The organism is Algibacter sp. AS12 (assembly GCF_046736315.1).
Classification (GTDB): Bacteria; Bacteroidota; Bacteroidia; order Flavobacteriales; family Flavobacteriaceae; genus Algibacter_B; species Algibacter_B amylolyticus.
In genome coordinates, this window is the sequence record NZ_CP151841.1 from 638333 (window position 1) to 664059 (window position 25727).

The following is a 25727-nucleotide window of genomic DNA, read 5'->3' on the forward strand; positions in this document are numbered from 1 at the left end:
ATGAAATATCAAGATAATATCAAACAAGTTGCAGCATTGCAACCAGATTATCTTGGATTTATATTTTATGAAAAATCTGCGAGAAACTTTAATAGTGAAAGTATTCCTGAAATAGACGAAGCTATCAAAAAAACAGGGGTTTTTGTTGATGCCACATTGGAATTTGTAATAGATAAAATAAACAAGCACAACTTACAAGCTGTTCAATTACACGGCAACGAATCTCCTGAATATTGTAGTACACTTAAATCTGAAAAATTCCAAATAATAAAAGTGTTTTCGGTAAAAGACGAATTCAACTTTGAAAGACTAAAGCCTTATGAAGCGGTTTGCGATTTCTTTTTATTCGATACAAAAGGAAAACACCCGGGAGGAAACGGCTATACTTTCGATTGGAATTTACTAAACCATTACCCATCAACAAAACCCTTCTTTTTAAGTGGTGGTATTGGTTTAGAAGAAATAGAGGATATTAAACAGTTTACAAATAGCAAAGCATCAAAATACTGTTATGCTTTGGATGTAAACAGTAAGTTTGAAATTGAACCCGGATTAAAAAACATTGAAGCATTAAAAGCTTTTAAAAAGAACCTCAGCGAGGTATTAGATTATAAAAAAGAACATGTTATGAATTATAACGTAAACGAAAAAGGCTATTACGGCGAATTTGGAGGTGCATTTATACCAGAAATGCTATATCCAAATGTAGAAGAGTTACGTCAAAACTATTTAAAAGTTATGGCAGAACCCGATTTTATTAAGGAGTTCGATCAACTTTTAAAAGATTATGTTGGTCGCCCAAGTCCGCTCTATTTTGCTAAACGTCTTTCGGAAAAATATAACACCAAAATATATTTAAAACGTGAAGACTTAAACCACACTGGTGCTCATAAAATTAATAATACTATTGGTCAAATTTTAATGGCCAAACGCTTAGGCAAACACCGTATTATTGCCGAAACTGGCGCTGGACAACATGGTGTTGCAACAGCTACTGTTTGTGCTTTAATGGGCTTAGAGTGTATTGTTTACATGGGCGAAATAGATATTGCTAGACAAGCACCAAATGTGGCTAGAATGAAAATGTTAGGCGCAAAAGTAGTACCAGCATTATCGGGAAGCCGCACGTTAAAAGATGCTACCAACGAAGCTATTCGCGATTGGATTAATAACCCTGTGGATACACATTATATTATTGGTTCGGCTATTGGTCCGCACCCATATCCTGATATGGTTACTAGGTTTCAGTCGGTAATTTCAGAAGAAATTAAATGGCAATTAAAAGAACAAACTGGTAATGAAAACCCTGATTATTTAGTGGCTTGTATTGGTGGTGGTAGCAATGCTGCAGGAACCTATTACCATTATTTACACGAACCAGAAGTTGGTATTATAGCCGTTGAAGCTGCAGGTTTAGGTGTAGATTCTGGCGAAAGTGCTGCAACATCGGTTTTAGGTAAAGAAGGTATTATTCATGGTTGTAAAACCTTGTTAATGCAAACTAAAGATGGACAAATTACAGAACCGTATTCTATTTCGGCAGGATTAGATTATCCTGGTGTTGGCCCAATGCATGCACATTTAGCAAAAACAGGACGTGCAGAATTTATGGCTATTACAGATGAAGATGCTATGAATGCTGGGTTAGAACTTTGTAAATTAGAAGGTATTATTCCGGCTATTGAAAGTTCGCATGCTTTAGCCATTTTTGAACAGAGAAAATTTAAACCAAACGATGTTGTTGTAGTTAGTTTATCTGGTCGTGGTGATAAAGATTTAAACAACTATATAGAATATTTTAAAATATAAATAGATGACGTTATTACCGCGTTAGGGATTGAACGGCATGTTTGAGCTCCCCGACTTTTTAGGAGGGAGCGAGTAGTGAAAGCCCGACCCTTGTGGTAACGCCCAAAAAATTAATTAAAATGAAGCGTATTCAAACCAAATTAGCCGAAGACAAGAAGTTACTGTCTATATATTTTACAGCTGGATATCCGAACATTGACGATACCGCAACTATTATCGAGAATTTAGAAAAAAACGGTGTCGATATGATTGAAATTGGCCTACCGTTTAGCGACCCATTGGCCGATGGACCAACTATTCAAGCAAGTTCTACAGCTGCTTTAAAAAACGGCATGACCACCGAAGTGCTTTTTGAACAGCTAAAAGACATTAGAAAAACAGTAAATATTCCCTTAATTATTATGGGATACTTTAACCCAATGTTTCAATATGGGGTTGAAGCTTTTTGCAAAAAATGCCAAGAAATTGGTATTGATGGTTTAATTATTCCGGATTTACCTGTTGATGTTTACCATGAAGAATATCAAGCCATTTTTGAAAAATACGGCCTTATAAATGTATTTTTAATTACACCGCAAACTAGCGATGAGCGTATTCATTATATAGATTCTATATCTAACGGATTTATTTATATGGTGAGTAGCGCGAGTACTACCGGAGCACAATCTGGTTTTGGAAGCGTGCAAACGGAATATTTTGAACGTATTGGTAAAATGAGCCTAAAAAATCCACAGGTTATTGGTTTTGGTATTAGTAATAACGAAACATTTACACAGGCCACGCAATATGCCAAAGGAGCTATTATTGGCAGTGCTTTTGTAAAACATGTTACTAATAATGGTGTTGACAGCATAGATACATTTGTAAAATCAATTTTAAATTAAACCTATTTGAAACCACTTAAGGATCTTAGAATTGCCATACTACTTTGTCTTACTTTGGGGCTAGCCCCTTTTTATCCGGAACCACATGTTTGGGGAAAGTTAAAATGGGTTTTTGGAGGAGCACATGGTATGGAGATTAAAGATTGGTTTGATTTACTAATGCATGGATTTCCTTTTTTATTTTTATTGTGGATAATTGCTTTAAAACTATTAAAAGAAGCATCCTAGTAATAAGGTTTTACTAGAATTAGAAATACTTAATAACACCTTGAAAAGAAGAGTTAGTAATATAAATAACTTTGTTGAATCTATATTAAAATAAAAATGATACAACCGGAAAAAATTGTAATAATTGGTGCTGGATTTGCAGGCTTAAGGCTTGCTCAAGATTTAATGAACCACCCCAATTATGAGGTGTGGCTAATTGATAAGCAAAACTACCACCAGTTTCAACCTTTAATGTATCAAGTGGCTACTGCTAGATTGGAACCCGCTAGTATTTCGTTTCCGTTAAGAAAGGTATTTCAGAAGGCCAAAAATGTACGTATTAGAATTACAAAGGTTACTGAAATTAATTTTGAAGACCAATTTGTAAACACACCAATAGGTGATTTTAATTACGATCATTTAGTAATTTCCATAGGTTGTACTACAAACTATTTTGGCAATAAGAGTATAAAGAAATTTGCCTACCCCATGAAAACTATTCCTGAAGCCATACAGCTTAGAAATAGAATTCTTCAAACTTTTGAAGATGCTTTAAACACCACAGACCCAAACAAACTTCAAACTTTATTGAATTTTGTAATTGTTGGTGGTGGCGCAACTGGAGTCGAATTGGCAGGTGCTTTAGCAGAAATGAAGCATAACATTTTACCTAAAGATTACCCGGATAAAGATTTCTCTAAACTTAAAATTTTTCTGCTTGAAGGTAGTCCAAATACCTTAAGCCCTATGAGCGAAGGCTCGCAGAAAATGTCGCAAGAATACCTTGAAGAATTAGGTGTTAACGTAAAAACTAATACGTTTGTAAGCGATTATGACGGCTCTGTAGTGACTCTTAATTCTGGTGAAACCATTAACTCTAAAAATGTTATTTGGGCAGCAGGAGTAACCGGTAATATTATAAAAGGTTTCCCGGAACAATGTATAACTCGTGGTAACAGATTAATTGTAAATAGACATAGCGAAGTTGAAGGTTTAAAGCAGGTTTATGCCTTAGGAGACATTGCTTTTATGAGCACACCAAATTACGAACACGGGCATCCGCAAGTTGCCGGTGTAGCGTTACAACAGGCGGAGGTTTTAGCTAAAAACCTATCTAAATTAAGCGAAGGTAAACCAATGAAAGACTTTGAGTATAAGGACAAAGGCTCTATGGCAACTATAGGTAAACGTAAGGCTGTAGTAGATTTACCTAAATTTAGTTTTCAAGGTAGATTAGCTTGGTTTACATGGATGTTTATTCACTTAATGCTAATTTTAAGCATTAAAAATAAGCTACTTATTTTCATGAACTGGATGATTAGTTATTTTAATAACGACAGTACTTTAAGAATTATAATGAAACCTGCTGCTACAAAAGTAAAGGTTAAAACCAAAACAGAATAATGCCACTAAACATTGTTTTAATAGAACCAGAAATACCTAATAACACAGGAAACATTGGCCGTTTAGCATTAGCTTCTGGATCGCACTTGCATTTAGTTAAGCCTTTTGGTTTTGAGATTACTGATGCGCGTTTAAAACGTGCAGGATTAGATTATTGGCAACATTTATCGGTCACTTACTACGACAATATTGATGAATTCTTTGAGATCAATAAAGATAAAACCATGGCGTTTTTGTCTAGCCACGGCTCTAAAAATCATTGGGATATTCCTTTCGAAGATGATATGTTTTTAATATTTGGAAAAGAATCTGTTGGCTTACCTAAATCACTAATTGAAAAACATAAAAAACAGCTTTTTAAAATCCCACTATATAGCGAGCATATTAGAAGCTTAAATTTAGCCAATGCGGTTAGTATTACTGTTTACGAAGGTTTGAAAAATATTTAAACGGCTTATTAAACCTTTTTTATTTTTTTTAGTCTAATTTGACAGTACTATTACTAAACAAATAAAAAAATTAAAAAAATGAAATTAAATACAGTAAAATTAGGAGTGTTAGCACTAGGGTTATTTGGTTTTTCTTTAACTATGTCTGCTCAAGAGAAAAAGGAACCTAACTTTGAAAAAATGCTTAAAAGGTTTGATGCTGATGCAAATGGTTCAATTTCTTTAGAAGAATTCACTTCAGCAAAAAGAAAAAACGAAATTCCTGCTGAAAAATTAGAAAAACAATATGCCAAATTAGATGCCGATAAAGATGGTGCGGTAACTTTAGTAGAACTAAAAGAGAACTGGGGAAAAAGCAAAGGAAAAGGTAAAGGCAAGAACAAGAAAAAACAAGATTAGTTTTAAACATTTAAAACAATAAAAAGGCTCAAGTTATAACTTGAGCCTTTTTATTTTTAGTACATTAAGGTATTACTATTTAAACTACATTTACTAAAACCAAATTAGAAATTATGAAATATCATATCATTATTAATAGTGTAAAAACTGTAGATGAGTTAAAAGATGCTTGGAGTAATCATGATATTATTCAGTTACTGGACCGCTTAGATTTTCCGGATGCTGTAAACTCGAAACCTGAAGATTTAAATGATTTATTAGCCATGGCCATTTCAGATTTTGAGCCTAACGAAGCTGCGGCTATCCTACTAAATTATAAATTTCAGGAACGATTAAGCGACAATCAAATTGAACAAATTTCTCATGAAATGTTACTAGACAAAATTTCTGAAGAATACGCAGATATTTCATTTCATCATGAATTATTTAACGTAAACCAACTACTTCATAAGGCGTATAATGGAACATTTCCGAATGCTAAAGCAACTATTATAGAGTTTGAAATTACACCCAACAAAGAAGTTTCTAAAGAGGTTGCTTTAAAAGCTCTTAGTGTTTCACTTGCAAAAAGTAACGTCATTAAACGTTTGTTTGAAGACCGGCTTGCAGGTAAAGAAGCATTTGATGAAGCTGAACACATCGCATGGGATTTAAAACCTACCACTGAAAACGGCTATATTTTAATAACCTCAGAATATTGGATAAGTAGAGATGAGTTTATTGAAGCTGAATTTGATGCTAAAATTATCGATTTTGAACCTGAAGAAGATGAGTAGATTACCTCCTGTTCTTAAGCATTTTTAAATACATATTCTCAACCTTAGTTCTAGCCCAAGGCATTCTGCGTAAAAATTTTAAGCTAGATTTTACAGTAGGATTATCTGTAAAACATTTAATTTTCACAACAGTTCCCATATATTCCCATCCGTAATGCTCGACCAAATCATTAATAATTTGTTCTAGCTTTATACCATGAAGCGGATTATTTGGTTGCGATTCCATTATAAATTTTCAACTAATTTTTTAATTTTAACGGCCTTTTCAAAATGGTCTAATTTATGGGTTTTAATCCACCATGTTGCAGCTTCCATTAATAGTTCTGGGTTATCATTTTTATTCTTGAAAAAAGCATAGAAGGATACGCCAACACCGTCTCCTTTCGAGGCAATTTTTTTGTCGCAAACTTCTATGATTTTATCTTTAAGAATCTTGTTCATGTATACTATTTACGTCTTGCGCTATTGCTGCTTCTAGACTTATTACTTCTACCTGAGTTTTTATTAGAACCACCAGAATTGTTATTTCTAGGTTTTCTATTTTGACGCCCTTGACCTTGTTTTATAGGCTGCGTTGATGCATTTGGGTCGGGTTCGAAACCTTCTACAATTTGCACTGGCAATTTCATATCAATAAGCTTTTCAATATCTCTTAAAAAACTAGTTTCATCGGCACTTACTAAGGATATAGCTTCACCTTTCGCCCCTGCTCTACCCGTTCTTCCAATACGGTGTACATAATCCTCAGAAATATTAGGCAATTCAAAATTAATAACGTGCGGTAATAACGGAATGTCTAATCCACGTGCTGCAATATCTGTTGCAACTAAAACACGTACTCGACCACTTTTAAAACCCGCCAATGCTTTTGTTCTTGCACCTTGACTTTTATTTCCATGAATAGCTGCTGCTGTTATTCCAGATTTAATCATCTTTTCACAAAGCTTATTGGCACCATGTTTTGTTCTGTTAAAAACCAAAACTTGTTTCCAATTTCCATCGGAAATTAACTTAATAATTAAACCTGTTTTTAAGCCTTTGGCAACACGATATACTTTTTGTGAAATAGCTTCAACTGTTGTATTCTCTGGAGTAGCTTCAACTTGCACAGGATGGTTTAAAATACCATGTGCTAATTTCTTAATATCCTTTGAAAACGTAGCCGAAAACATCAAATTCTGACGCTTTTCAGGCATAGATTTAATAACCTTTTCAATATCTCTTAAAAATCCCATGTCAAGCATTCTATCTGCTTCATCTAAAACAAATATTTCTACGCGTTTAAGCGATATAATACCTTGACTTTGTAAATCTAACAAACGTCCTGGAGTTGCAACTAAAACATCGACACCTTGACGAATAGTTGCTGCTTGTGGTTTTTGGTTTACGCCACCAAAAATTACAGCACTACGTAAGTTTAAAAACTCACTATATTCTCTAACATTAGCATAAACTTGTGCCGCTAACTCTCTTGTTGGTGTTAATATTAAAGCACGAATGGGTCTATATTTTTCTTTCGGATTTTCAGAAAGTATATGTAACAATGGTAATGTAAAACCAGCTGTTTTTCCGGTTCCTGTTTGTGCAGATGCTAATACATCGTGCCCTTCTAAAACTGGAGGAATTGCTTTTTGTTGAATTGGACTTGGGGTTGTGTATCCTTTTTTGCTAATTGCTTTTAGCAAGGCTACGGATAAGCCTAAAGATTGAAATGACATATAGTGTTTTTATGAAGACCCATTATTGGGCATTTGAGATAACAAAACATAAATGTATTTTACCTCCTTCTTATTATTAAGGCACAAAGGTACAGCTAATTTTCTCGCTAACTTTCAATTCACCTCTCAAAAAAACTCACTATACTGCATCACTCTAAAATCGAAGGTATTAAACTCCGGATTTTTAGCCTTTAACTGTTAGTAAAGCGGTATTCTACTTATTGAAATATTTGCTGCTCCAGAACTTGATGTTAACGAAACCGTTTTAATAATACGTTTACCATTAACAGCATCCTGTTGGTTATTCGGCATGACAAATTCATGAATTCGTGGCACTTCATTTTCAACTACATCTAACTTTAAATTATAAGTCTTTAAATGCCTTCGGAAAAAATATTCGGGTCCGTTTTTACTATTCCCACCTGTAAACAACAGTGTATTAATATTTGGATATTTTTTTAAGTAACCAACAATATCGCGAAGTTTAATATTTGTCACGCCTAAATCTGAAGCATCAACTTTTTCGCGTTCTGCACTAGCCACAATATCACAAACGCCAATTTTATGCTTTTTTAAAAATGCTTTTCGTTGTTCAATAGCCTTCATCGAACTATCGTATCGCAAACCTAGATTATGGATTTTATCGATAAATAGCCAAAGGGAATTATAATAACTTCCGTAGCAAAAATCGACATCCTTTTCTAAAAGATCTCCGGTTGAAAATCTAGGAGGTGGTAAGGTGCCAACTATCAATTTTGTAGTATCTTTTTCAATAAATGGTTTGTAGGGGTGCTTATGAATGAACATCTATTTAACTTGTATTTCTGCTTTAAAATGGCTATATTAAAATAGTTAGATAAAGATAATGAGATTCCCTGCTTTGTGGGAATAAATAAAACTTAAATTATTATGGGAAAAGGAGATAAAAAAACAAAACGAGGTAAAATAAACAGAGGTACTTTTGGCGCAAGACGACCACGAATTAAAAAGAAACAATCTGTTGAAAATAAAATTAGCATTGGAGCTAAGGCCGAAGCAAAATAAATTTTAAAACACTTTGGTAGTTTAAACAAAAAATAAGCCATTTATCGGTAAAATTTTTTAGTTCTGTTTTTTATTATATTTTTGGTAAACCAAATTGGTTTACCAATCAAATAAACAATATAAAACTATACTAAATGAAAACTTTTCAAATTAAAAACACCTTATTTAAAGGGCATGTCTTCAAAACTTGCATTTTTACATTATTATTATTCTGTAACCATGTATTTTCTCAAACCACTTATAATATTGATAACCCCGAGGATCTTAGGAATGTAATATACCAACCCGGAGATGTTATTATATTAAAAAACGGTACTTATACAACGGATGAACGTATGAGATTTCTTGGGTCTGGTACCGCTGAAAACCCAGTTACTTTTAGAGCAGAAACGCCAGGTGGTGTAATATTTACAGGTGGGCCACGATTAACTATTGGTGGCGAATCTGATAATACAACAGGTGAAAAAATTGCAACTGGCGAATATTTAATTGTAGATGGATTTCACTGGAAAGGTGGTTATGGTGCTAGCAACTTTATTGAATTTAGAAATGGTAATGATTATGCACACCATAGTACAATACAGAATTGTGTTATTGATGGATTAGGCATTGAACCAAGTGAGTTAGCAGAAGATTTAGCTGATGAGCAAATCACAAAACATAGATGGATTGTTTTATACGGCACATACAACACAGTAATTAACTGTTCATTTATGAATAAAGTGAGTGCAGGAGCCATAGTACTTGGTGAGTATTCATATAATGCATTTCCCGTAGTACCTGATGGCGAGCCAGAAATTAACAACAGTTGTGCTGTAGTTGGTCATACTATAATGAATAATTACTTCTATAATTTCGAAAAAATGACAGAAAAATATGGAAGAAAAGCTAATGGCGACGAGCTGTCTAACGCTGGCGATAGCGAAACAATACGTATAGGAACCAGCTCATATCAAATGGTTAATAGTGATGCCGTTGTAAGCAACAACTATTTTGTACAGTCTGATGGTGAAAATGAAATAATAACCAATAAAAGTAAAGGCAATACCTACACTAATAATACCTTTAGAAGATGCAGAGGTTCTTTGGTACTTAGACATGGCTCTAATGCAACAGTTGATGGCAACTACTTTTTAGGCGAAGATGTGGATGGCACAGGTGGCATTAGAATTTCTGATAGTAATCATGCCATAACTAATAATTACATTCAAGATTGCATAACTGTTGGTAACAATGCTAAATGGAATAATGGTATTACATTTATTGGTGGTGGTGCCAATGCTGATGTAGATTGTTCGACTGATAATGTTTCAAACGGGTATCAAAAAACCGAAAACATCGTGCTTTCTAATAATACGATTATTAACACGAATTCCCCATTGTTTTATAATGTTAATACAGATAACAATAATGATGTAAAGGGAACAGTAGCAAATAATTTAATTTATTTTGCAGCGGGTAACCCTAATGTATCACCTGTAATTTCTGGTGACGAACCTACTTCTTATTCAAACATTGGTTCAACATTAACTTATACAGGAAACGTTTATAACGGCACAACATTAGGAGAAACAAACTCTGGTTTCTCTGAAGAAACGGGAATTATGGCAAATGTAAATAATGAAACTTTTACGTTTTCAGGAAGTGGGGCCGAAGGAAAAGGAGCAAATATGGGCGCCTATGAACCAACAACAGATGATATGGTTGGTTACGGCATTGGAGCTTGTTTTATAGATTATACCGGCGCTAGTATAATTGATGGTGAATGTACTATTGAAGTCGTAGAGTCGTTAACTGTTAGCAGTTTAGAACCACTAAGTCCAGATGCTGCTAGTTACGATGTTACTGTAAACGCTAATGTAAGTTGGACAGCAACCGCTAACGATGACTGGATAACAATTGATACTAATTCAGGAACCGGTAATGCTACAGTGTCTATTTCAGTAACTGAAAATGCCGACACAACAAGTAGAACTGGAACGGTAACTTTTACTCAAGATCCAGGAGGAGATGATATTGAAAGAACGTTAACAGTTACCCAAGAAAGTGCTGAATTAACAGATTTATACGACCTTATTAATACTGGAACTGGTGCTCCTACCGATAAGGTTACTGTTCATTCATTTTCAAAAGAAGAAGTTAACGGAACTTCTAAATTTAATTATGCTAAAAACACTTTAGATAAAGATAACGGTACCGTTTGGGCTGCAGATGATGGTGCTGTTTTACCAGAAGATTATAAAGGTGACGGCGAATATATAATTTATGATTTAAGTAGTATTCACAGCCTTGATTTGATTCAATTTACTACGACTAATAAATCTGATTCATTTGGATATCAAATTTGGGTATCGACAACAGGAACCGAAGATTCTGACTTCACAATGGTATTACCAACTTCTACCGATTTATTATTAACGGCAACGGGTACTACAGATTTTAATACTTATGAAGTTGATACTGAAGCTCAATATATTAAACTAATAGGCTTTGGAAGATTTAATAGCACAGGCGATACACGAAAAAGTCAATGGAACGCTATTGGAGAAATAGAATTTTATGGCTCAGAGAGTTTATCTGTGAATGATAACCAACTGAGCAATCTAAATATATATCCTAATCCTGCTAAAAACAGCATTAAAATAGAGCATTTAAACGCTACAATAACATCGCTAAGTATTTACAGTATACAAGGTAGAAAAGTTTTAGAACAATCTTTAAAACATTCAGATTCTAAAATAGAAGTTAATATTTCATCATTGGTAAATGGACTTTATTTATTAACTATTAAAGATGAAAATGGTACACAGGCTTCAAGAAAAATTGTAGTTTCAAAATAACACATATTGTATTACCAATTCCTCGTAATACATTATACTAAACCTAAAACCCCTTAAATAATAGTAAAACTATTTTTAAGGGGTTTATTTATTTTTAAGATCGTTATTGCAATTCTTTTAATAGCTTCTCAACCTCTAGAATCGTTGCTCTATAAAGTCTTTGGTTTTGTTTTGTCATGTGACTAGACTCGGTAGAAATATCTTTCAAAATCTCTTTAGCATCCTCTGTTTTTTGATTACTTATCAAAAATTCGGCTAATATTAGGCGCTCTTCATAAAAGGAATATCTAATATCAATAGTTCTTAAATTAGCTTCGGCGACTTCTAATTTGCCTAATCGCTCTAAGGCTAATCCGTATAAAAACTGTGTTCTAGATTTTTTAAATTCGGTATGATTTTTAATGGTTTCAGCATAAAAAACAACCTGATTAAAATCCTGAATATTAAAATACGCTTCAATAAGTTGCTTGGTAACGTAAGAATTATTTTGAGATGTATCCTTTAGAGCTTCTTGGTATTGCGCAATTGCCTTATCAAAATCTTTAATTTCTAAATATGCATCAGCCAGATTTACACGGTTTTGATAAGAATCTGAAAAATCTAATCGATTTTCTAAATCCGTAACCTTTTTTGAAGGATTAATTACATGAGTCAGATTTTTAGTTATTTTTTCGGCATCACGCTTATTATAAACTTGGGTTAGTAAATAGATCGCACAACCAATAGGTCCTAAAAACAGAATAATAAACCACCAATAAAAAGCATTCCTATTGGTATAGAGATGGTATAAACAATACGCTTGAAGTGCAATTATTAAGTAGTAATACATTAAATTATTAAAGTTATAAAATTGGATTGCTGTGTCATCGTTTTACTAAAACTACCTTGTAAAAACTAAATCGTTAGCTTTAGATAGCTCATCGCTAAAACCGTAATCCATATAATTAAAGCCTTTTAAATCGTCTAAGGTTTGTGCATTAGTATCTACAATATAACGCGCCATAGCACCACGAGCTTCCTTTGCAAAAAATGAAATAATTTTATACTTACCATTTTTAAAATCTTTAAAATTGGCCGATATAACAGGTACTTTTAATGTTTTGGTATCTATAGCTTTAAAATACTCGGTACTCGCTAAATTTAAGAACAGTTCATCGTCTTCAAGCTCTTCATTTAAGGCTTTTGTAATGTCTTTTTTCCAAAACTCATAAAGGTTCTTATTTTGACCCACTTTTAATTTTGTACCCATTTCTAATCTATATGGCTGCATTAAATCTGTAGGTTTTAAAACACCATATAAACCTGATAGTATGCGCACTGTACTTTGTAGGGTTTCTAATTTTTCTTCCGGAATGGTGTAGGCATCTAAACCTCGGTACACATCGCCGTTAAAAGCATACACTGCTGGTCGTGCATTTTCTGGAGTAAAAGGGCTTTCCCAATCTTGATTACGCTCGTAATTTAACTGTCCTAAAGCATCAGAAATACTCATAAGCTTAGACAAACTTTTAGCCGATTTGGTTTTAAGTAGTTTATTTAACCGTTCGGATTGATTTAAAAATTCTGGCGTTGTATGTTTTGCCGTTGGTAACGGACTCTCAAAATTTAAAGACTTTGCTGGTGATAATACTAATTTCATGATTAATGCTATTTTTTTATTTCTGCTATAAGCAGAACTCTCAATTTTTCTTCCTTTTCAAATTTACAACTACTAATTCACTTAAAAGTTTTAGTCTTAAAATTATTTATGATACGACTATAAATAGAATTGATGTTTTTATCTTTACTTAAAACTTAAGAAAATATTATGGAAGTTATAAAAGGAAAAAAAGCAATTATTACAGGTGGCAGCAGAGGACTAGGAAAAGCAACAGCTATTGCTTTAGCTAAAGAAGGCGTAGATGTCTCTATTACAGGCCGAAATGAAAACACCTTAAAAGAAACAGTAACAGAATTAAAAGCTTTAGGTATTAATGCCACTTACGCGGTTTTTGATGTTAGCAATTACCAAGTTGTACAAAAAGGAATCAAGAAACTTATAACAGACTTAGGCTCTGTAGATATTTTAGTAAACAATGCAGGTATTGCTGCTTTTGGAACTTTTAACGACATGAAAGTTGAAGATTGGACTCAAATCATTCAAGTAAATGTTATGGGTATGTATTATGTTACCAAAGAAGTATTGCCACATTTAATAGAAAAAAATGAAGGTGATATTGTAAATGTATCATCAACAGCTGGTTTAACCGGTAATGCGCAAACGTCGGCATATTCAGCTTCTAAATTTGCTGTAATTGGGATGTCTGAATCTTTAATGAAAGAAGTTCGTAAAAACAATATTCGCGTGTGTACTTTAACACCAAGCACCATTGCAACAGATATGGCCCTAGATTTAGGAATAACCGATGGTAACGAAGAAAAGGTTTTGCAACCTGAAGATTTTGCCGAATTAATTGTAGCTAGTTTAAAATTACCTAGAAGAGCCATGTTAAAAGGGGCTTCTTTATGGTCTACTAACCCTTAATTAGAGTGGTATTTTATTTAACGAACACAAATTAAAAACTAGTATTTTAAAATAAAATTATGCTAAAAACACCAGTAATACATCCAACCATTATGGAAGCGTTGGCGCGATCAGGTCATTTTGCTCAAGTAGTAATTGCAGACGGTAATTTACCTGTTGGCGCTATGGCTGGTCCCAACTCAACAACCGTACACCTTAATTTTAAACCTGGTTTATTAGATGCCCTTACCGTTCTTGAGGGCATACTAGAAGTTTGCCCAGTACAAGGCGCCATCGTTATGGAAAAGCCAGCCGAAGCTAGCGCAGAAATACACGATGCATATAAACAAGTTTTAGGAGACGTAACTTGGGACGAAATGGAACGTTGGGCTTTTTACGATAAAATTAGAGATGTTAATACCACTTTAATTATTCAAACAGGCGAACAGCGTCGTTTTGCTAATTTAATATTAACTGTTGGTGTTGTAAAAATGGCGGAGGAAAGTAACTTTTAATATGTAACTAACACAAAAAACTATGAAAGCAATACTAACTAAAACTAGAAAACGATTGTTTTTGATATTGCTTATAGCTACGTTAATTGGATGTAATTCAAAAAACAAAAAATCTATAATAGACACACAAAAAACAACTTCCCAAAAGGTCTTTTCTGCTGTTATTGATTCCATCAATTTAGAAATAAACAACGGCGATTATGGGTTAATAGACCGCTTTATGATTATTCAAAATGACTCGGTATTGGCAGACTTTAAATTATGAGCAAGACTATGAAACCATAGTTAAAAAATACGGCACAACAAATCATCAATACAATTTCAACAATACAGATTGGCATCCTTACTACAAAAACAGTGAATTGCACACGCTTCAATCTGTAACCAAAAGTATCACCTCTATTCTTTTAGGTATTGCGTTGGATTTAAATAAGGAATATAATGTTAGTAGCAAAGCAATGCCTTTGATAATTGGCAATAAAATTGTCCTTAAAGATGAACGCAAACAAAATATATCTATAGAAGATTTATTGACGATGAGAAGCGGATTACAATGGAATGAAGAGACCGACCATAACGATACAACAAACGACTGTTTTAGGCTAGAATCGAGCGATAATTGGATTGAGTATGTTTTAGGCAAGCCCATAGAGGCCACACCAGGAACTAAATTTGTATATAATGGTGGAGCAACCGTGCTTTTAGGTAAAATAGTTAGAACTATTACGAACAAGCGCATAGACCTATGGGCAGAGGAAAAACTATTTAAGCCACTCGGTATTACAGACCACTATTGGAAAGAAACACCTGATGGAGAAATTGACACAGAAGGAGGTTTATATTTAAAAGCAGAAGATTTAGCTAAAATTGGTTCAATGCTTTTAAATAAGGGAAAATGGAATGACACACAAATTGTATCTGAAAGTTGGGTTACTACATCGACAAGCCCTATACTTAAGAATGTAAAACCTAAATGGCGACGAGACATGGGATATGGCTATCAGTGGTGGATTCCAGAATATTCTGTTCATGGTAAAACACGTATTTATGCAGGCAATGGATATGGAGGCCAATATTTAATGATGGTACCAGAACATAACTTAATAATTATTTTTAATTGTTGGAATATTAATAGTAAACCTAAAAAATCAACTTGGAGCGTTTTACAAGACAGAATACTTCCGGCTCTTAAGATTAAATAATGGGGTTTAAAAAAGTCTAAAAGCAAGTGTTTTTCTAGACTATTACTAGTTTGAAACAATTCCCTATTAAAAAGCGCTGAAATATAAACGCCCTATAGCCCCACATAATTACAACAATAAACTCACCCGCGTTAGGGATTGTAACGGCATCCTTTTTTTGCTGCCATATATGGCAAAAAAAGATATAGTGTAAAGCCCGACCGCCTGGCCTGATCGAAGTTGAAGGGTGCGGTAACGTCCTAATCTCGAAACATCCCGATAAAAAAATGGGGACACTCGAAGTGACAACTATATAAAATAATTTGATGAGATTCCTACCTTAACAGGAATTACAGAACGATTATAAATCTTGGTTTTTAGTATAATTACGCCATTTCTCGATACACTGTTGCATATCTTCTGGTACTGGAGTTTCAAAACGCATAAATTCTCCCGTTGTGGGGTGCTCGAAACCTAATGTTTTGGCATGTAATGCTTGTCTTGGTAATATCTTAAAACAATTATCTACAAACTGTTTGTATTTAGTGAATGTTGTGCCTTTTAATATTTTTTCGCCACCATAACGCGCATCGTTAAACAGCGTATGCCCAATGTGTTTCATGTGTACACGTATTTGGTGCGTACGACCAGTTTCTAATTTACAGGATACCAAGGTTACGTAGCCTAAACGCTCTATAACTTTGTAGTGGGTAACAGCTGGTTTGCCTTTATCGGCCTCATCATCAAAAAACACAGTATTTTGTAGTCTGTTTTTAGGATGGCGACCAATATTGCCCTCTATAGTGCCTTCATTTTCGCTCATGTTACCCCAAACAATGGCAACATATTCGCGCTCGCTAGTTTTATTAGCAAACTGCGCCGATAAATGTGCCATGGCTTTTTCGGTTTTAGCAACCACTAAAAGTCCACTTGTATCCTTATCAATACGGTGCACTAATCCTGGGCGTTCGCTAGAGTTGTTTGGTAAATTATCGAATCTGTATATTAAAGCATTTATAAGCGTCCCCGAGTAATTACCATGTCCTGGATGCACAACAATGCCAGCCTCTTTATTAACAACCAACAGGTCGTCGTCCTCATAAATTACATCAATATCAATGTCCTCACCTACCAATAAATTCTCAAATGGTGGGTGCGATAACAATACTCTAATTTTATCTAGGGGTTTTACTTTGTAGTTTGCTTTAACAGCCACATCGTTAACAAAAATGCTTCCTTCTTTGGCAGCCGCTTGTATTTTATTTCGCGTAGCGTTTTCAACAAAATTCATTAAGTATTTATCAATACGAAGGGGCGTTTGCCCTTTATCTACAGTAAATGCATGATGTTCGTAAAGATCGTTTTCGTCTGGTAATTGTGGTGTATAGTCGTCCATAGTTACGGTCGGTTTCCATTACCAAGCACTAAATCTATAACCGAAGTTTTGGCTAATTTATCGCCAGCATTAAGTGTTTTTCCTTTGTGACTAAGCTTTAAAACCATGTCTTTTCCAATATTATCAACATAAGTTATTTTACCAATTTTAAACCCTAAGGCCTCTAAATTTGGTTTAACCTGTCTAAATGTTTTATCTATTAATCCCTCTGGTATGTTCATTTTTCTGTAGCCAGATGGGTTAAGCGTAATGTAAATTTTTCTGTCTTTTTTCACTTGTGTTCCTACTTGCGGATCTTGCTCAATAACCGAAAACTTAGGGTAATCCGGGTTGTAATTTGCCGAATCCTGAATTTTCATTACCAAATTATTATCCTTCAATTCCATTTCTGCCACACCAATGGATTTACCAGTAAGCTGAGGCACGGTTTCAAAATCGCCATGATTAGTAGTAATATTTAACCATTTTAACATGATAAAACACAAGACTACTACAGCTACTACAGCGAGTAAAAGTTGTTTCAAAAAAGTTTTACTGGTTATAAATTTTATAATGCTCATGTATAGAATTTTCGATTAGGCAAATATATAAAAACAGAACTGTTTTTTCTTTTGCAATATATATGATATTTTAGCTTAACTAATAGTAACTCAAAATAAGTACGTTTTATTATTAGTTTTTGGTTGTAAGTTCACAAAATTAGTTTTTTTAATGTTATGCAGCTTCAATAGATTTCGATATTTTATCTTAATTCTATCAATACGTTGAGCGTTACCGCAAGGGTCTGGCTTGAAGCCTGTCTTGAGCGAAGTCGAAAGGTTTCAAGTCCTCGCACCTCCTACCGTCGGGCTATGGGCTTTCCGCTGCAATCCCTAACGCGGGCGTGGTTTATAAGTTAAACATTAAAGCTAAAGATTGTGTTAACAACAAATAAAATAAGAAAGACATAAAAAAGAGACTCCCTTCTAGAAGGGAATAACAAAATACTATATATGAAAAACATCGCCATAATTATGGGTGGGTATTCTAGCGAATACAAAATCTCTTTAACCAGCGGAAATGTAGTTTACGAAACGCTAGACAAATCAAAATACAAAGCCTATCGCATACATATTTTTAAAGACAAATGGGTTTACGTTAACGACGAAAACGAAGAATTCCCAATCGACAAAAACGATTTCTCTATTAACGTAGACACTTTTAAAATTACCTTCGATTGTGTTTTTAATGCCATTCATGGCTCACCAGGAGAAGATGGCTATATGCAAGGCTATTTCAAACTACTAAACATACCACATACCAGCTGCGATATGTATCAAGCCGGTATAACTTTTAATAAGCGCGATTGTTTAAGCGTTTTAAAACCTTACGGTATAAAAACAGCCGAATCGTTTTATGTAAACCTTGGCGATACTATTAATCCAGAAGCTATTGTTGCAAAAGTGGGACTACCTTGTTTTGTAAAAGCCAATAAAGCTGGGAGCAGCTTTGGAGTATCAAAAGTGCATAATAAGGAAGATTTACAAAACGCCATAGATGTGGCCTTTAAAGAAGATAACGAAATAATTATTGAATCCTTTCTTGAAGGTACAGAGGTTTCGGTTGGTGTTATTACTTATAAAGGCGAAACCAAAGTATTACCAATTACAGAAATCGTTTCAGAAAATGATTTTTTCGACTACGAAGCCAAATACCTTGGTAAATCTCAAGAAATTACACCTGCTCGATTAACACCCGAACAAGAAGAAAAAGTAACCAAAGAGGCTAAAAAAGTTTACGAAGTTTTAAAAATGAAAGGCTTTAGCCGAAGCGAATTTATATTTAAAGACGGTGAGCCTCACTTATTAGAAATGAATACTATTCCTGGATTAACAAGAGAGAGTATTTTACCACAACAAGCAGCCGCGGCAAATATATCACTAGCCGATTTGTTTGATAGCGCCATAGAGGAAGCCCTAAAAAGCCATTCTTAACCCCTTTATAACAGGAGGAAAACAACAATAAATAATTAATTTAATATAACTAAAACTCATGATTTTTTACGGCACAAATTCCTCCAGATTAAAAGATGGTCAATTACCAAATGTTACTTGTCCTAATTGTCAAACCCAAACATCGATGACATATAGTGTGTTTGGCAAATACGCTTACATTTATTGGATACCAATTTTCCCAATGGGTAAAGTAAACGTATTAGAGTGTAATTCGTGTAAACGTACGTTTAAATTAAAAGAGCTTCCAGAGCAAATACAACGCAAATTCGAAACCGAAAAACATACCGGTATTCCAATTTTACATTTTAGTGGTTTGGCTATTATTTTATTAATTATAGCTTATTTTACATATTCGACCTCTAAACACAAAGATGACGAAGCAAATTACGTTAAAGATCCATCAATTGGCGATGTGTATTCTGTGTTATCAGAAACAAAAGGGCAATATACTACCATGAAAGTAACTGGTGTAACTAACGATAGTGTTTATGTTATATTTAATAATTACGAAATTGATAAACGAAGTGGAATTAATAAAATTGATAAGGCTGAAAATTACGGCGATTTAATTGATGGCTACACAAAAGAAGAAATAGTATCTTTATATACAGAGAAAACTATTTATAACATAGATAGAGATTAAAAAGAATTCCGCCTTTGCGGGAATGACTAAAAGCAATTTTATGAAACGAGCTTTATTTCCTGGGTCCTTTGATCCTTTAACCTTAGGACACGTAGATATTATTACACGCGGTGTCACACTTTTTGATGAAGTTATTGTAGCCATTGGTGTAAATGCCGATAAAAAGTATATGTTCTCATTAGATGATCGAAAACGCTTTATTGAGGAAACTTTTAAAGACGAGCCTAAAGTTAAAGTTGTTACATACAAAGGTTTAACAGTAGATTTTTGCCACGAAATAGGTGCAGAATTTATTTTAAGAGGATTACGAAATCCTGCCGATTTTGAGTTCGAGAAAGCTATTGCTCACACAAACAGACATTTATCTACCATTGAAACCGTGTTTCTTTTAACCGCAGCAAGAACTTCGTTTATAGCATCGTCTATTGTGCGAGACGTTATTAGAAATAACGGCGATTATACCAAGTTGGTCCCCGATAGTGTTCGTGTAAAGCCATAACCCGTTACATGAATGTCTTTTTAAAATTAAAATACTATTTATTAGTCGTTGTAATTGTTTTAACGTCTTGTAACAACAAGAAAACCGATACAACAAAAACCGATTTTTGTTCTAAACTCCAACGGAACGATAGCCTATCGCTGTCCAAAGCATTAGCAGAATTTGCTCCTATTATGCAAGACAAAACGGGCGCTTATGTGCTTGAAGATGGCAGCGGCTCCATGGTAGCTAGAGCGTGGTTAACCGAATATGCCGAAAAAACTATCGATATTCAATACTTTATATTCTCGACAGATAATGTAGGTTTAATTGCTTGCGACTATTTAATTAAAGCTGCCGACAGAGGCGTTCAAGTCCGCATTCTGGTTGATGATATTATGGTTGAAGCTGATGCCCAAGACATTTTAACCTTTAATTCTCATCCAAACATATCGGTTAAAATATATAACCCTGGCGTAAACTTAGGTAAAAACATTTTTCAGAAAATAGGGAAATTTGCAACAGATTTCAAAGCCGCCAACCAACGCATGCACAACAAAACATTTATTGTTGATGATAAGGTGGTTATTACTGGAGGCCGAAATATAGCTGATGAGTATTTTGATTACGACCACGAATATAATTTTAGAGATAGAGATATCCTATTAATAGGAAAAGAAACAAAAACAGTAAAAACATCTTTTGAAACCTTTTGGAATAGCGAATTAAGTATAGATGTTACAAATGTAATTAAGGACATTCCTGAAAACATACTTGAGGAAAACAGGTTTGATAATCTTCATGAATATGCCTGCAACCCAGAAAATTTTTGGCCACAAGTTAGAACACGTATTGAAAATTTACCCGAAACTTTCAATACTATTAAAAACTCTGGCGATTTAGTTTGGCTGGATCAGCTTCGTTTTATTTCAGATTTACCAGGGAAAAATGATGGCGAAAGCGGTTTAAGTGGTGGCGGTATTTCTACATCGGCACTTATAGATTTGGTTAAAAATGCTAAATCTTCCATAGATATTCAAACGCCGTATTTAATTACCTCGAAAACCTCCAGAGCGTTATTTAAAGCTGCCGTAAATCGTGGAGTAAACATTAGAATACTTACCAATAGCTTATCTAGCACGGATAATGTGGAAGCCTTTAGCGGCTACCAATCCAACAGAAAAGATTTGCTAAAAACTGGTGTTAGAATATTTGAATTTAAACCAGATGCCGAAGAACGTAAAAAAATCATGACTGGAGAACTGCAAGCCACATTAGAGTATGCCCCTATTTTTGGACTACATGCCAAATCGATGGTTATTGATGGTGAAACTACAGTTATTGGCACTTTTAATTTAGATCCAAGAAGTGCTAATTTAAATACGGAATGTATTGTAGTTGTAGAATCTAAAAAGATATCGGAAGGTGTTTTAAAAGGCATGAACATAGAATTTAAACCTGAAAACTCTTGGGAAACGACTTTAGATTTTAATCCGGATTCTGAGGTTAGTAATTATAAACGTTTAAAAACTTGGACGCGAAGAGTGATTCCTAATTCGATATTGTAAACCTCAGTTTACAGTCACAGTTTTCAGTTTTCAGTTTTAGGTCGTTTATGGATATATTATAAATATCCTATTTGACTTCTTTTCTCTTTATTCTATTTTTATTCCATCAACTGCTCAACTTCTAGCTTCCAACTCCAAAATGTAACATTTCTCAGATATTGCATACTAATAAGTAAACAAACCATATAAGAAACCATGCTACACAACTTTACATATTTTCTTTTTAAACTGAAACTGATTCAACCGTCTCAAAAAGCAATTAGCTTTTGGATGGATTGTGAGGATACAGATAAATTGGAGTATGCTTTAACGAATGGCAACTTTAAAACAAGAAAATTAGCTGCTGAAGCTTTAGAGCAAATAGCAAAACCTTGTTCAATTCCGGCGCTATTAAATTGCATTAATGATAAAGTACAAAATGTTTCGCTGGCTTGTTTAAATGCTTTAGAGCGTATTTCCCCTAACGATGAGCTTATTAAAACCATAGTTAGAAAGCGTTTTAATTGGGTAAATGAAATTCGAGAAAAACGTGCTAAATACGAAGCAAACAAACATGTAAAACACACCATTTATCGTTGGAGACGTACAAGCAAAGAATCGTTTGATCGGGTTAAAGAACAATTAAAAAAGCCTATAAGATGACGTGTTAGATAGTAGTATTAGGTAATTAATATGCAGCTCTTACATTTTAATGTAGGTTCTTGATAGTGCGTTTTAAGTTTTAGGTCTGAATGTATTTTATTTAAAATATATGAGATAAATAAGATTACCAATACCTACAACACCCGTTAAACATCCTAATATAAAATCCATTTTAGTGGCTATAAAAGTAAGCTTATGTTCAATTTTACTTGCTACAGTAGCGTACAACGCATACAATGTAAATGAGCCTATGGTAGAACCTATGGAAAAGTAAAAGCTATTTTGCAACGAATACTCAAAATACCCCAACCCTATTAATAAAGAAATGGATGTAAAATAAAATGGAATTGCAAACGTATTTAATAGCGACATACCTATACCATGCATGTATGCTTTAGACTTTTCTATTTTTACTTTCTTAACCTGTTTGTTAGACGTAAAATACAATCTGAAAAAATTGAGAGACAATAGTATAAGTATACCTGTTCCAATTTTTTGAATAAAGGTTATGTATTGGGAGTTTTTCATTAAAACGCTTGAAAAATAGGCTCCTATATTAGCTTGAAAAAATAAAACTGTAGCGAAACCACCTATTAAATAAAAAGCCGATTTTCTACCGCTTTTTAAACTAAACTTAACTACTGTTAGATTTAGAAAACTAGGTGTAACACTGCCCGAAGAGGCAATTATAAATCCAAAAAATAAGCACGTAAAAAAAGCCATAATTTATATCTTAAAGCAAAGTAACGACTTAAGACTATAAAAAATTGACCCGTTTAAGGTTAAGTTTAACCCGATAGGATTAGTTTTAAGTTAAGCTATTTTTTGAATTGGCGTTGTGTAACACTTTCTAGACACAAAAATGACTTGTTACTGAAAACTGACAACTGCGGACTAGTTGCGTTAGGGATTGAACGACCTGTTTGAGCTCCCCGACTTTTTAGGAGGGAGCGAGTAGTGAAAGCCCGACCCTTGCGGTAACGCCCCACTTATTGACATCATTAAAAGATAGAAATTACCTGTAGCGAAACGTCCATTAAAACTTATATTCCGAAAGTCCTTTTGGGAATGCTTCTGGGTTTGCAGCTAAGTGGTAGCGAGGATCATCGACATCTTCGATAATAACTTCTCTAAACTTAGGGCTTGATTTGTAAAGCAATATTTTACAGTCTTCGCTTAGGTGTTTTAACTTGATGGTTTTGCCTGCGGCTTCGTATTTGTTAACGATATTGAAAATGGCTTCGAGGGCGGAATGATCACTTACTCGAGACTCTACAAAATCTATTTCGATATGATCTGGATCATTTTTAACATCGAATTTTTCATTAAAAGCTTGAATTGAACCAAAGAATAGTGGCCCCCAGATTTCGTACGTTTTTGTTTTACCATCTTCTGATAGGCGCTTTCTTGCTCTAATTTTTTTAGCGTTTTCCCAAGAAAACACTAATGCTGAAATGATAACACCAACGAATACAGCGATGGCTAAATCGACAAATACAGTTACTAGAGATACGGTTATAAGTACAACAGCATCGGACATTGGGATTTTCTTTAAAATCCTGAAACTCGACCATGCAAAGGTTTCAATAACCATCATGAACATAACACCTATTAAGGCTGCAATAGGTACCATTTCGATTAATTTATCGGCAAAAAGGATAAAAGATAATAAGGTTACTGCCATCATGATTCCTGATAAACGACCACGACCACCAGCGTTAATGTTAATTACAGTTTGCCCAATCATACCACAACCACCGGTTCCACCAAATAATCCTGAAACTATATTCCCTGCACCTTGTGCTACACATTCTTTATTTCCGTTTCCTCTTGTTTCGGTAATATCATCGACTAAATTCATAGTCATTAATGTTTCAATTAATCCAACCGAAGCCGCCAAAAATGCTGGCAAAGCGATAAATTTTAAGGTATCTAAATTAAATGGTAAGTTTTGCCATAGCTCGATATTAGGCGTTGGAAACTCGCCTTTTAAGCCAGTTCCGCCACCTTCAATAATATAAGACCCTACCGTTGAAACATCCATATTAAAACCTATAACTATAAGGCTGGTTACTAATATAGCTGTTAATGCAGCAGGTAACTTTTTTGTGATTTTTGGTAAGCCCCACATTATACCCATGGTTAAAAGCACTAAACCAATCATGGTGTATAACTCTGCTCCTTGCATGTATGTACTTACATATTCTTTAACTCCTTCGGGAGATACTTGTAAAGATTTATGCGAAAACATTTTTACCTGTGCCATGAAAATAACAATAGATAAACCGTTAACAAACCCCATCATTACTGGATGTGGTATTAAACGAACAAAACGCCCTAGCTTAAAAACACCTGCTAAAATTTGTATGATACCCATTAAAATAACACAGGCCATAAGGTAGAAAAAACCCATATTTTCGATAGGTGTATCTAATAACATACCTTTGGTATGCCCTTCTGCAATCATGCTTACAAAAATAACTGCTACTGCTCCAGCTGCTCCAGAAATTAAACCTGGTCTACCTCCAAAAATAGCTGTAATTAAACCAATAATAAATGCTCCAGACAAAGCCATTAATGGGTCTATTTGAGCTACAAAGGCAAAGGCAACCACCTCTGGGATCATAGCTAAAGAAACGGTGATACCACTTAAAATATCGTTTTTTGCGTTAGCAGAGCGTTTTCTGAAAAATTCGGTCATGATTCTTTTTTTGAAGCTGCAAATTTACGCTTAATATAATGGTAGGCAAGTGAGAGGGATTATAATTTAGTTTTATGAAATTATAACGTTTTCGTAAGTTTAGGCTAATTTCTTTTTAAGCCAAATAAGCGCTTCTTCTCGATCTTCAAACAACTTAGTTGTTTTGTGAATGGAACCACTAACATTTAACAGGGTTTGGGTAGACATAACACCTCCACTAGTTTGCGTTACTACTGCCATGTGCTCTATTTCTTTTAAATTACCAATCCTTTTTTGAGCACTAAAAGTATATGTGTAAGAATTCTTTTTATTTACCAGCAGGCCACAAGGTGCCATTAAATGGTTAAGCACAAATTTATGATATTCATCTACCAAAGTATCGTCCATTACCACGCCTTGATTAACGATAACCTCTGCTAAATTATTTTGAATAATTATAATCGAGCCAAATGATAATTTAAAAATACTCATCGCTTCATAGTATAAGCGTATTAAAATAAAGACATAGCTTTACAAGCTAATAGGAAATTTACTAAGATAATCATTTTACTTAACAAGTCCATCAACAATAATCTG

At 34.1% G+C, this 25727-nt stretch carries 28 protein-coding genes and 2 pseudogenes; 19 read left to right on the forward strand and 11 right to left on the reverse strand.

The window, feature by feature from the left end; translation table 11 throughout:
• From AAFN75_RS02685 to AAFN75_RS02720, 8 genes and pseudogenes are all read left to right on the forward strand, one after another.
• A pseudogene (locus tag AAFN75_RS02685) lies at positions 1–576 on the forward strand (phosphoribosylanthranilate isomerase); the annotation flags it as partial.
• Between the two features lie 51 nt (positions 577–627).
• Positions 628–1809 carry a tryptophan synthase subunit beta gene (gene trpB, locus AAFN75_RS02690; RefSeq protein ID WP_411809265.1) on the forward strand — a complete coding sequence of 394 codons (1182 nt, stop codon included), beginning with the start codon at positions 628–630 and terminating at the stop codon, positions 1807–1809.
• 119 nt (positions 1810–1928) lie between these two features.
• Entirely contained in the window at positions 1929–2693 is a 765-nt protein-coding gene (gene trpA, locus AAFN75_RS02695; protein WP_411808117.1) for a tryptophan synthase subunit alpha, read from the forward strand.
• Positions 2694–2699: 6 nt separating this feature from the next.
• Complete coding sequence (locus tag AAFN75_RS02700) at positions 2700–2921, forward strand: hypothetical protein (protein ID WP_411808118.1); 222 nt, start codon at positions 2700–2702, stop codon at positions 2919–2921.
• A gap of 96 nt (positions 2922–3017) precedes the next feature.
• On the forward strand, positions 3018–4304 hold the full coding sequence (locus AAFN75_RS02705; protein WP_411808119.1) for an NAD(P)/FAD-dependent oxidoreductase: 1287 nt from the start codon (positions 3018–3020) through the stop codon (positions 4302–4304).
• Complete coding sequence (locus AAFN75_RS02710) at positions 4304–4753, forward strand: tRNA (cytidine(34)-2'-O)-methyltransferase (RefSeq protein WP_411808120.1); 450 nt, start codon at positions 4304–4306, stop codon at positions 4751–4753. The genes AAFN75_RS02705 and AAFN75_RS02710 overlap by 1 nt, the downstream gene beginning before the upstream one ends.
• Positions 4754–4831: 78 nt before the next feature.
• Positions 4832–5152, forward strand: coding sequence for a hypothetical protein (locus AAFN75_RS02715; RefSeq protein WP_411808121.1), 321 nt, complete (start codon positions 4832–4834; stop codon positions 5150–5152).
• 113 nt (positions 5153–5265) lie between these two features.
• Positions 5266–5928 (forward strand): hypothetical protein, encoded by a 663-nt coding sequence (locus AAFN75_RS02720; RefSeq protein WP_411808122.1) that lies wholly within the window; start codon positions 5266–5268, stop codon positions 5926–5928.
• Between the two features lies 1 nt (position 5929).
• On the opposite strand, the gene AAFN75_RS02725 is transcribed toward AAFN75_RS02720, so the two are convergent.
• The 4 genes and pseudogenes from AAFN75_RS02725 to AAFN75_RS02740 all read right to left on the reverse strand — a co-directional run bounded on the left by AAFN75_RS02725 (position 5930) and on the right by AAFN75_RS02740 (position 8453).
• Complete coding sequence (locus AAFN75_RS02725) at positions 5930–6154, reverse strand: VF530 family DNA-binding protein (RefSeq protein WP_411808123.1); 225 nt, start codon at positions 6152–6154, stop codon at positions 5930–5932.
• A complete protein-coding gene (locus AAFN75_RS02730) occupies positions 6154–6369 on the reverse strand; it encodes a DUF6500 family protein (RefSeq protein WP_144116677.1) in 216 nt (71 codons plus the stop codon). The genes AAFN75_RS02725 and AAFN75_RS02730 overlap by 1 nt, the downstream gene beginning before the upstream one ends.
• A 5-nt stretch (positions 6370–6374) precedes the next feature.
• Complete coding sequence (locus AAFN75_RS02735) at positions 6375–7646, reverse strand: DEAD/DEAH box helicase (RefSeq protein WP_411808124.1); 1272 nt, start codon at positions 7644–7646, stop codon at positions 6375–6377.
• Positions 7647–7772: 126 nt separating this feature from the next.
• Positions 7773–8453 (reverse strand): annotated as a pseudogene (locus AAFN75_RS02740) (uracil-DNA glycosylase family protein).
• Between the two features lie 102 nt (positions 8454–8555).
• On the opposite strand from AAFN75_RS02740, the gene AAFN75_RS02745 reads away from it, so the two are divergent.
• Together AAFN75_RS02745 and AAFN75_RS02750 are read left to right on the forward strand one after the other, a co-directional pair.
• Positions 8556–8690, forward strand: a complete 135-nt coding sequence (locus AAFN75_RS02745; protein ID WP_144116681.1) for a 30S ribosomal protein THX — start codon at positions 8556–8558, stop codon at positions 8688–8690.
• Positions 8691–8824: 134 nt separating this feature from the next.
• A complete protein-coding gene (locus tag AAFN75_RS02750) occupies positions 8825–11530 on the forward strand; it encodes a chondroitinase-B domain-containing protein (RefSeq protein ID WP_411808125.1) in 2706 nt (901 codons plus the stop codon).
• 103 nt (positions 11531–11633) lie between these two features.
• On the opposite strand, the gene AAFN75_RS02755 is transcribed toward AAFN75_RS02750, so the two are convergent.
• Together AAFN75_RS02755 and yaaA are read right to left on the reverse strand one after the other, a co-directional pair.
• A complete protein-coding gene (locus tag AAFN75_RS02755; protein ID WP_411808126.1) occupies positions 11634–12359 on the reverse strand; it encodes a hypothetical protein in 726 nt (241 codons plus the stop codon).
• Positions 12360–12410: 51 nt separating this feature from the next.
• The gene (gene yaaA, locus AAFN75_RS02760) at positions 12411–13169 is read right to left on the reverse strand and encodes a peroxide stress protein YaaA (protein WP_411808127.1); all 759 of its coding nucleotides are present in this window, start codon (positions 13167–13169) and stop codon (positions 12411–12413) included.
• Positions 13170–13337: 168 nt separating this feature from the next.
• Between yaaA and AAFN75_RS02765 the strand changes: the two genes are divergently transcribed.
• From AAFN75_RS02765 to AAFN75_RS02780, 4 genes are read left to right on the forward strand one after another with little or no spacing between them, the layout of a single operon-like run.
• A complete protein-coding gene (locus AAFN75_RS02765; protein ID WP_411808128.1) occupies positions 13338–14054 on the forward strand; it encodes a 3-ketoacyl-ACP reductase in 717 nt (238 codons plus the stop codon).
• Positions 14055–14113: 59 nt separating this feature from the next.
• A complete protein-coding gene (locus AAFN75_RS02770) occupies positions 14114–14548 on the forward strand; it encodes an RbsD/FucU domain-containing protein (protein ID WP_411808129.1) in 435 nt (144 codons plus the stop codon).
• A 22-nt stretch (positions 14549–14570) separates the two neighbouring features.
• Positions 14571–14813, forward strand: coding sequence for a hypothetical protein (locus AAFN75_RS02775; protein WP_411808130.1), 243 nt, complete (start codon positions 14571–14573; stop codon positions 14811–14813).
• Positions 14782–15750, forward strand: a complete 969-nt coding sequence (locus tag AAFN75_RS02780) for a serine hydrolase domain-containing protein (RefSeq protein ID WP_411808131.1) — start codon at positions 14782–14784, stop codon at positions 15748–15750. The genes AAFN75_RS02775 and AAFN75_RS02780 overlap by 32 nt, the downstream gene beginning before the upstream one ends.
• Positions 15751–16090: 340 nt before the next feature.
• Here the strand turns inward: AAFN75_RS02780 and AAFN75_RS02785 are convergent, their stop codons facing one another.
• Positions 16091–17125, reverse strand: a complete 1035-nt coding sequence (locus tag AAFN75_RS02785) for an RluA family pseudouridine synthase (RefSeq protein WP_411808132.1) — start codon at positions 17123–17125, stop codon at positions 16091–16093.
• Positions 17126–17127: 2 nt separating this feature from the next.
• Positions 17128–17685, reverse strand: a complete 558-nt coding sequence (locus AAFN75_RS02790; RefSeq protein WP_411808133.1) for a PASTA domain-containing protein — start codon at positions 17683–17685, stop codon at positions 17128–17130.
• A 432-nt stretch (positions 17686–18117) separates the two neighbouring features.
• Here AAFN75_RS02790 and AAFN75_RS02795 point away from each other — a divergent pair, with 432 nt between their 5' ends.
• From AAFN75_RS02795 to AAFN75_RS02815, 5 genes are all read left to right on the forward strand, one after another.
• Complete coding sequence (locus AAFN75_RS02795; RefSeq protein ID WP_411808134.1) at positions 18118–19098, forward strand: D-alanine--D-alanine ligase; 981 nt, start codon at positions 18118–18120, stop codon at positions 19096–19098.
• Between the two features lie 58 nt (positions 19099–19156).
• Positions 19157–19762 carry a hypothetical protein gene (locus AAFN75_RS02800; RefSeq protein WP_411808135.1) on the forward strand — a complete coding sequence of 202 codons (606 nt, stop codon included), beginning with the start codon at positions 19157–19159 and terminating at the stop codon, positions 19760–19762.
• Between the two features lie 40 nt (positions 19763–19802).
• Positions 19803–20261, forward strand: coding sequence for a pantetheine-phosphate adenylyltransferase (gene coaD / locus AAFN75_RS02805; protein ID WP_411808136.1), 459 nt, complete (start codon positions 19803–19805; stop codon positions 20259–20261).
• 8 nt (positions 20262–20269) lie between these two features.
• On the forward strand, positions 20270–21808 hold the full coding sequence (locus tag AAFN75_RS02810; protein WP_411808137.1) for a phospholipase D family protein: 1539 nt from the start codon (positions 20270–20272) through the stop codon (positions 21806–21808).
• A 195-nt stretch (positions 21809–22003) separates the two neighbouring features.
• Positions 22004–22450, forward strand: coding sequence for a HEAT repeat domain-containing protein (locus AAFN75_RS02815; protein WP_411808138.1), 447 nt, complete (start codon positions 22004–22006; stop codon positions 22448–22450).
• 96 nt (positions 22451–22546) lie between these two features.
• Here AAFN75_RS02815 and AAFN75_RS02820 read toward each other — a convergent pair whose 3' ends face one another.
• The 3 genes from AAFN75_RS02820 to AAFN75_RS02830 all read right to left on the reverse strand — a co-directional run bounded on the left by AAFN75_RS02820 (position 22547) and on the right by AAFN75_RS02830 (position 25622).
• Complete coding sequence (locus tag AAFN75_RS02820; RefSeq protein WP_411808139.1) at positions 22547–23173, reverse strand: LysE family transporter; 627 nt, start codon at positions 23171–23173, stop codon at positions 22547–22549.
• 313 nt (positions 23174–23486) lie between these two features.
• Complete coding sequence (locus AAFN75_RS02825; RefSeq protein ID WP_144116696.1) at positions 23487–25151, reverse strand: SulP family inorganic anion transporter; 1665 nt, start codon at positions 25149–25151, stop codon at positions 23487–23489.
• Between the two features lie 99 nt (positions 25152–25250).
• Complete coding sequence (locus tag AAFN75_RS02830; RefSeq protein WP_411808140.1) at positions 25251–25622, reverse strand: hypothetical protein; 372 nt, start codon at positions 25620–25622, stop codon at positions 25251–25253.
• Positions 25623–25727: the final 105 nt, after the last annotated feature.

What these genes read in the sequence shown, in the direction of transcription:
- AAFN75_RS02705 (WP_411808119.1), top strand. Translation starts at nt 3,018, where the DNA reads ATGATACAACCGGAAAAAATTGTAATAATTGGTGCTGGATTTGCAGGC.
- AAFN75_RS02820 (WP_411808139.1), bottom strand. Translation starts at nt 23,173, where the DNA reads ATGGCTTTTTTTACGTGCTTATTTTTTGGATTTATAATTGCCTCTTCG.
- coaD (WP_411808136.1), top strand. Translation starts at nt 19,803, where the DNA reads ATGAAACGAGCTTTATTTCCTGGGTCCTTTGATCCTTTAACCTTAGGA.
- AAFN75_RS02765 (WP_411808128.1), top strand. Translation starts at nt 13,338, where the DNA reads ATGGAAGTTATAAAAGGAAAAAAAGCAATTATTACAGGTGGCAGCAGA.
- AAFN75_RS02735 (WP_411808124.1), bottom strand. Translation starts at nt 7,646, where the DNA reads ATGTCATTTCAATCTTTAGGCTTATCCGTAGCCTTGCTAAAAGCAATT.
- yaaA (WP_411808127.1), bottom strand. Translation starts at nt 13,169, where the DNA reads ATGAAATTAGTATTATCACCAGCAAAGTCTTTAAATTTTGAGAGTCCG.
- AAFN75_RS02750 (WP_411808125.1), top strand. Translation starts at nt 8,825, where the DNA reads ATGAAAACTTTTCAAATTAAAAACACCTTATTTAAAGGGCATGTCTTC.
- trpB (WP_411809265.1), top strand. Translation starts at nt 628, where the DNA reads ATGAATTATAACGTAAACGAAAAAGGCTATTACGGCGAATTTGGAGGT.
- AAFN75_RS02745 (WP_144116681.1), top strand. Translation starts at nt 8,556, where the DNA reads ATGGGAAAAGGAGATAAAAAAACAAAACGAGGTAAAATAAACAGAGGT.
- AAFN75_RS02810 (WP_411808137.1), top strand. Translation starts at nt 20,270, where the DNA reads ATGAATGTCTTTTTAAAATTAAAATACTATTTATTAGTCGTTGTAATT.
- AAFN75_RS02755 (WP_411808126.1), bottom strand. Translation starts at nt 12,359, where the DNA reads ATGTATTACTACTTAATAATTGCACTTCAAGCGTATTGTTTATACCAT.
- AAFN75_RS02780 (WP_411808131.1), top strand. Translation starts at nt 14,782, where the DNA reads ATGACTCGGTATTGGCAGACTTTAAATTATGAGCAAGACTATGAAACC.
- AAFN75_RS02830 (WP_411808140.1), bottom strand. Translation starts at nt 25,622, where the DNA reads ATGAGTATTTTTAAATTATCATTTGGCTCGATTATAATTATTCAAAAT.
- AAFN75_RS02790 (WP_411808133.1), bottom strand. Translation starts at nt 17,685, where the DNA reads ATGAGCATTATAAAATTTATAACCAGTAAAACTTTTTTGAAACAACTT.
- AAFN75_RS02775 (WP_411808130.1), top strand. Translation starts at nt 14,571, where the DNA reads ATGAAAGCAATACTAACTAAAACTAGAAAACGATTGTTTTTGATATTG.
- AAFN75_RS02785 (WP_411808132.1), bottom strand. Translation starts at nt 17,125, where the DNA reads ATGGACGACTATACACCACAATTACCAGACGAAAACGATCTTTACGAA.
- AAFN75_RS02715 (WP_411808121.1), top strand. Translation starts at nt 4,832, where the DNA reads ATGAAATTAAATACAGTAAAATTAGGAGTGTTAGCACTAGGGTTATTT.
- AAFN75_RS02730 (WP_144116677.1), bottom strand. Translation starts at nt 6,369, where the DNA reads ATGAACAAGATTCTTAAAGATAAAATCATAGAAGTTTGCGACAAAAAA.
- trpA (WP_411808117.1), top strand. Translation starts at nt 1,929, where the DNA reads ATGAAGCGTATTCAAACCAAATTAGCCGAAGACAAGAAGTTACTGTCT.
- AAFN75_RS02795 (WP_411808134.1), top strand. Translation starts at nt 18,118, where the DNA reads ATGAAAAACATCGCCATAATTATGGGTGGGTATTCTAGCGAATACAAA.
- AAFN75_RS02770 (WP_411808129.1), top strand. Translation starts at nt 14,114, where the DNA reads ATGCTAAAAACACCAGTAATACATCCAACCATTATGGAAGCGTTGGCG.
- AAFN75_RS02720 (WP_411808122.1), top strand. Translation starts at nt 5,266, where the DNA reads ATGAAATATCATATCATTATTAATAGTGTAAAAACTGTAGATGAGTTA.
- AAFN75_RS02815 (WP_411808138.1), top strand. Translation starts at nt 22,004, where the DNA reads ATGCTACACAACTTTACATATTTTCTTTTTAAACTGAAACTGATTCAA.
- AAFN75_RS02825 (WP_144116696.1), bottom strand. Translation starts at nt 25,151, where the DNA reads ATGACCGAATTTTTCAGAAAACGCTCTGCTAACGCAAAAAACGATATT.
- AAFN75_RS02725 (WP_411808123.1), bottom strand. Translation starts at nt 6,154, where the DNA reads ATGGAATCGCAACCAAATAATCCGCTTCATGGTATAAAGCTAGAACAA.
- AAFN75_RS02800 (WP_411808135.1), top strand. Translation starts at nt 19,157, where the DNA reads ATGATTTTTTACGGCACAAATTCCTCCAGATTAAAAGATGGTCAATTA.
- AAFN75_RS02710 (WP_411808120.1), top strand. Translation starts at nt 4,304, where the DNA reads ATGCCACTAAACATTGTTTTAATAGAACCAGAAATACCTAATAACACA.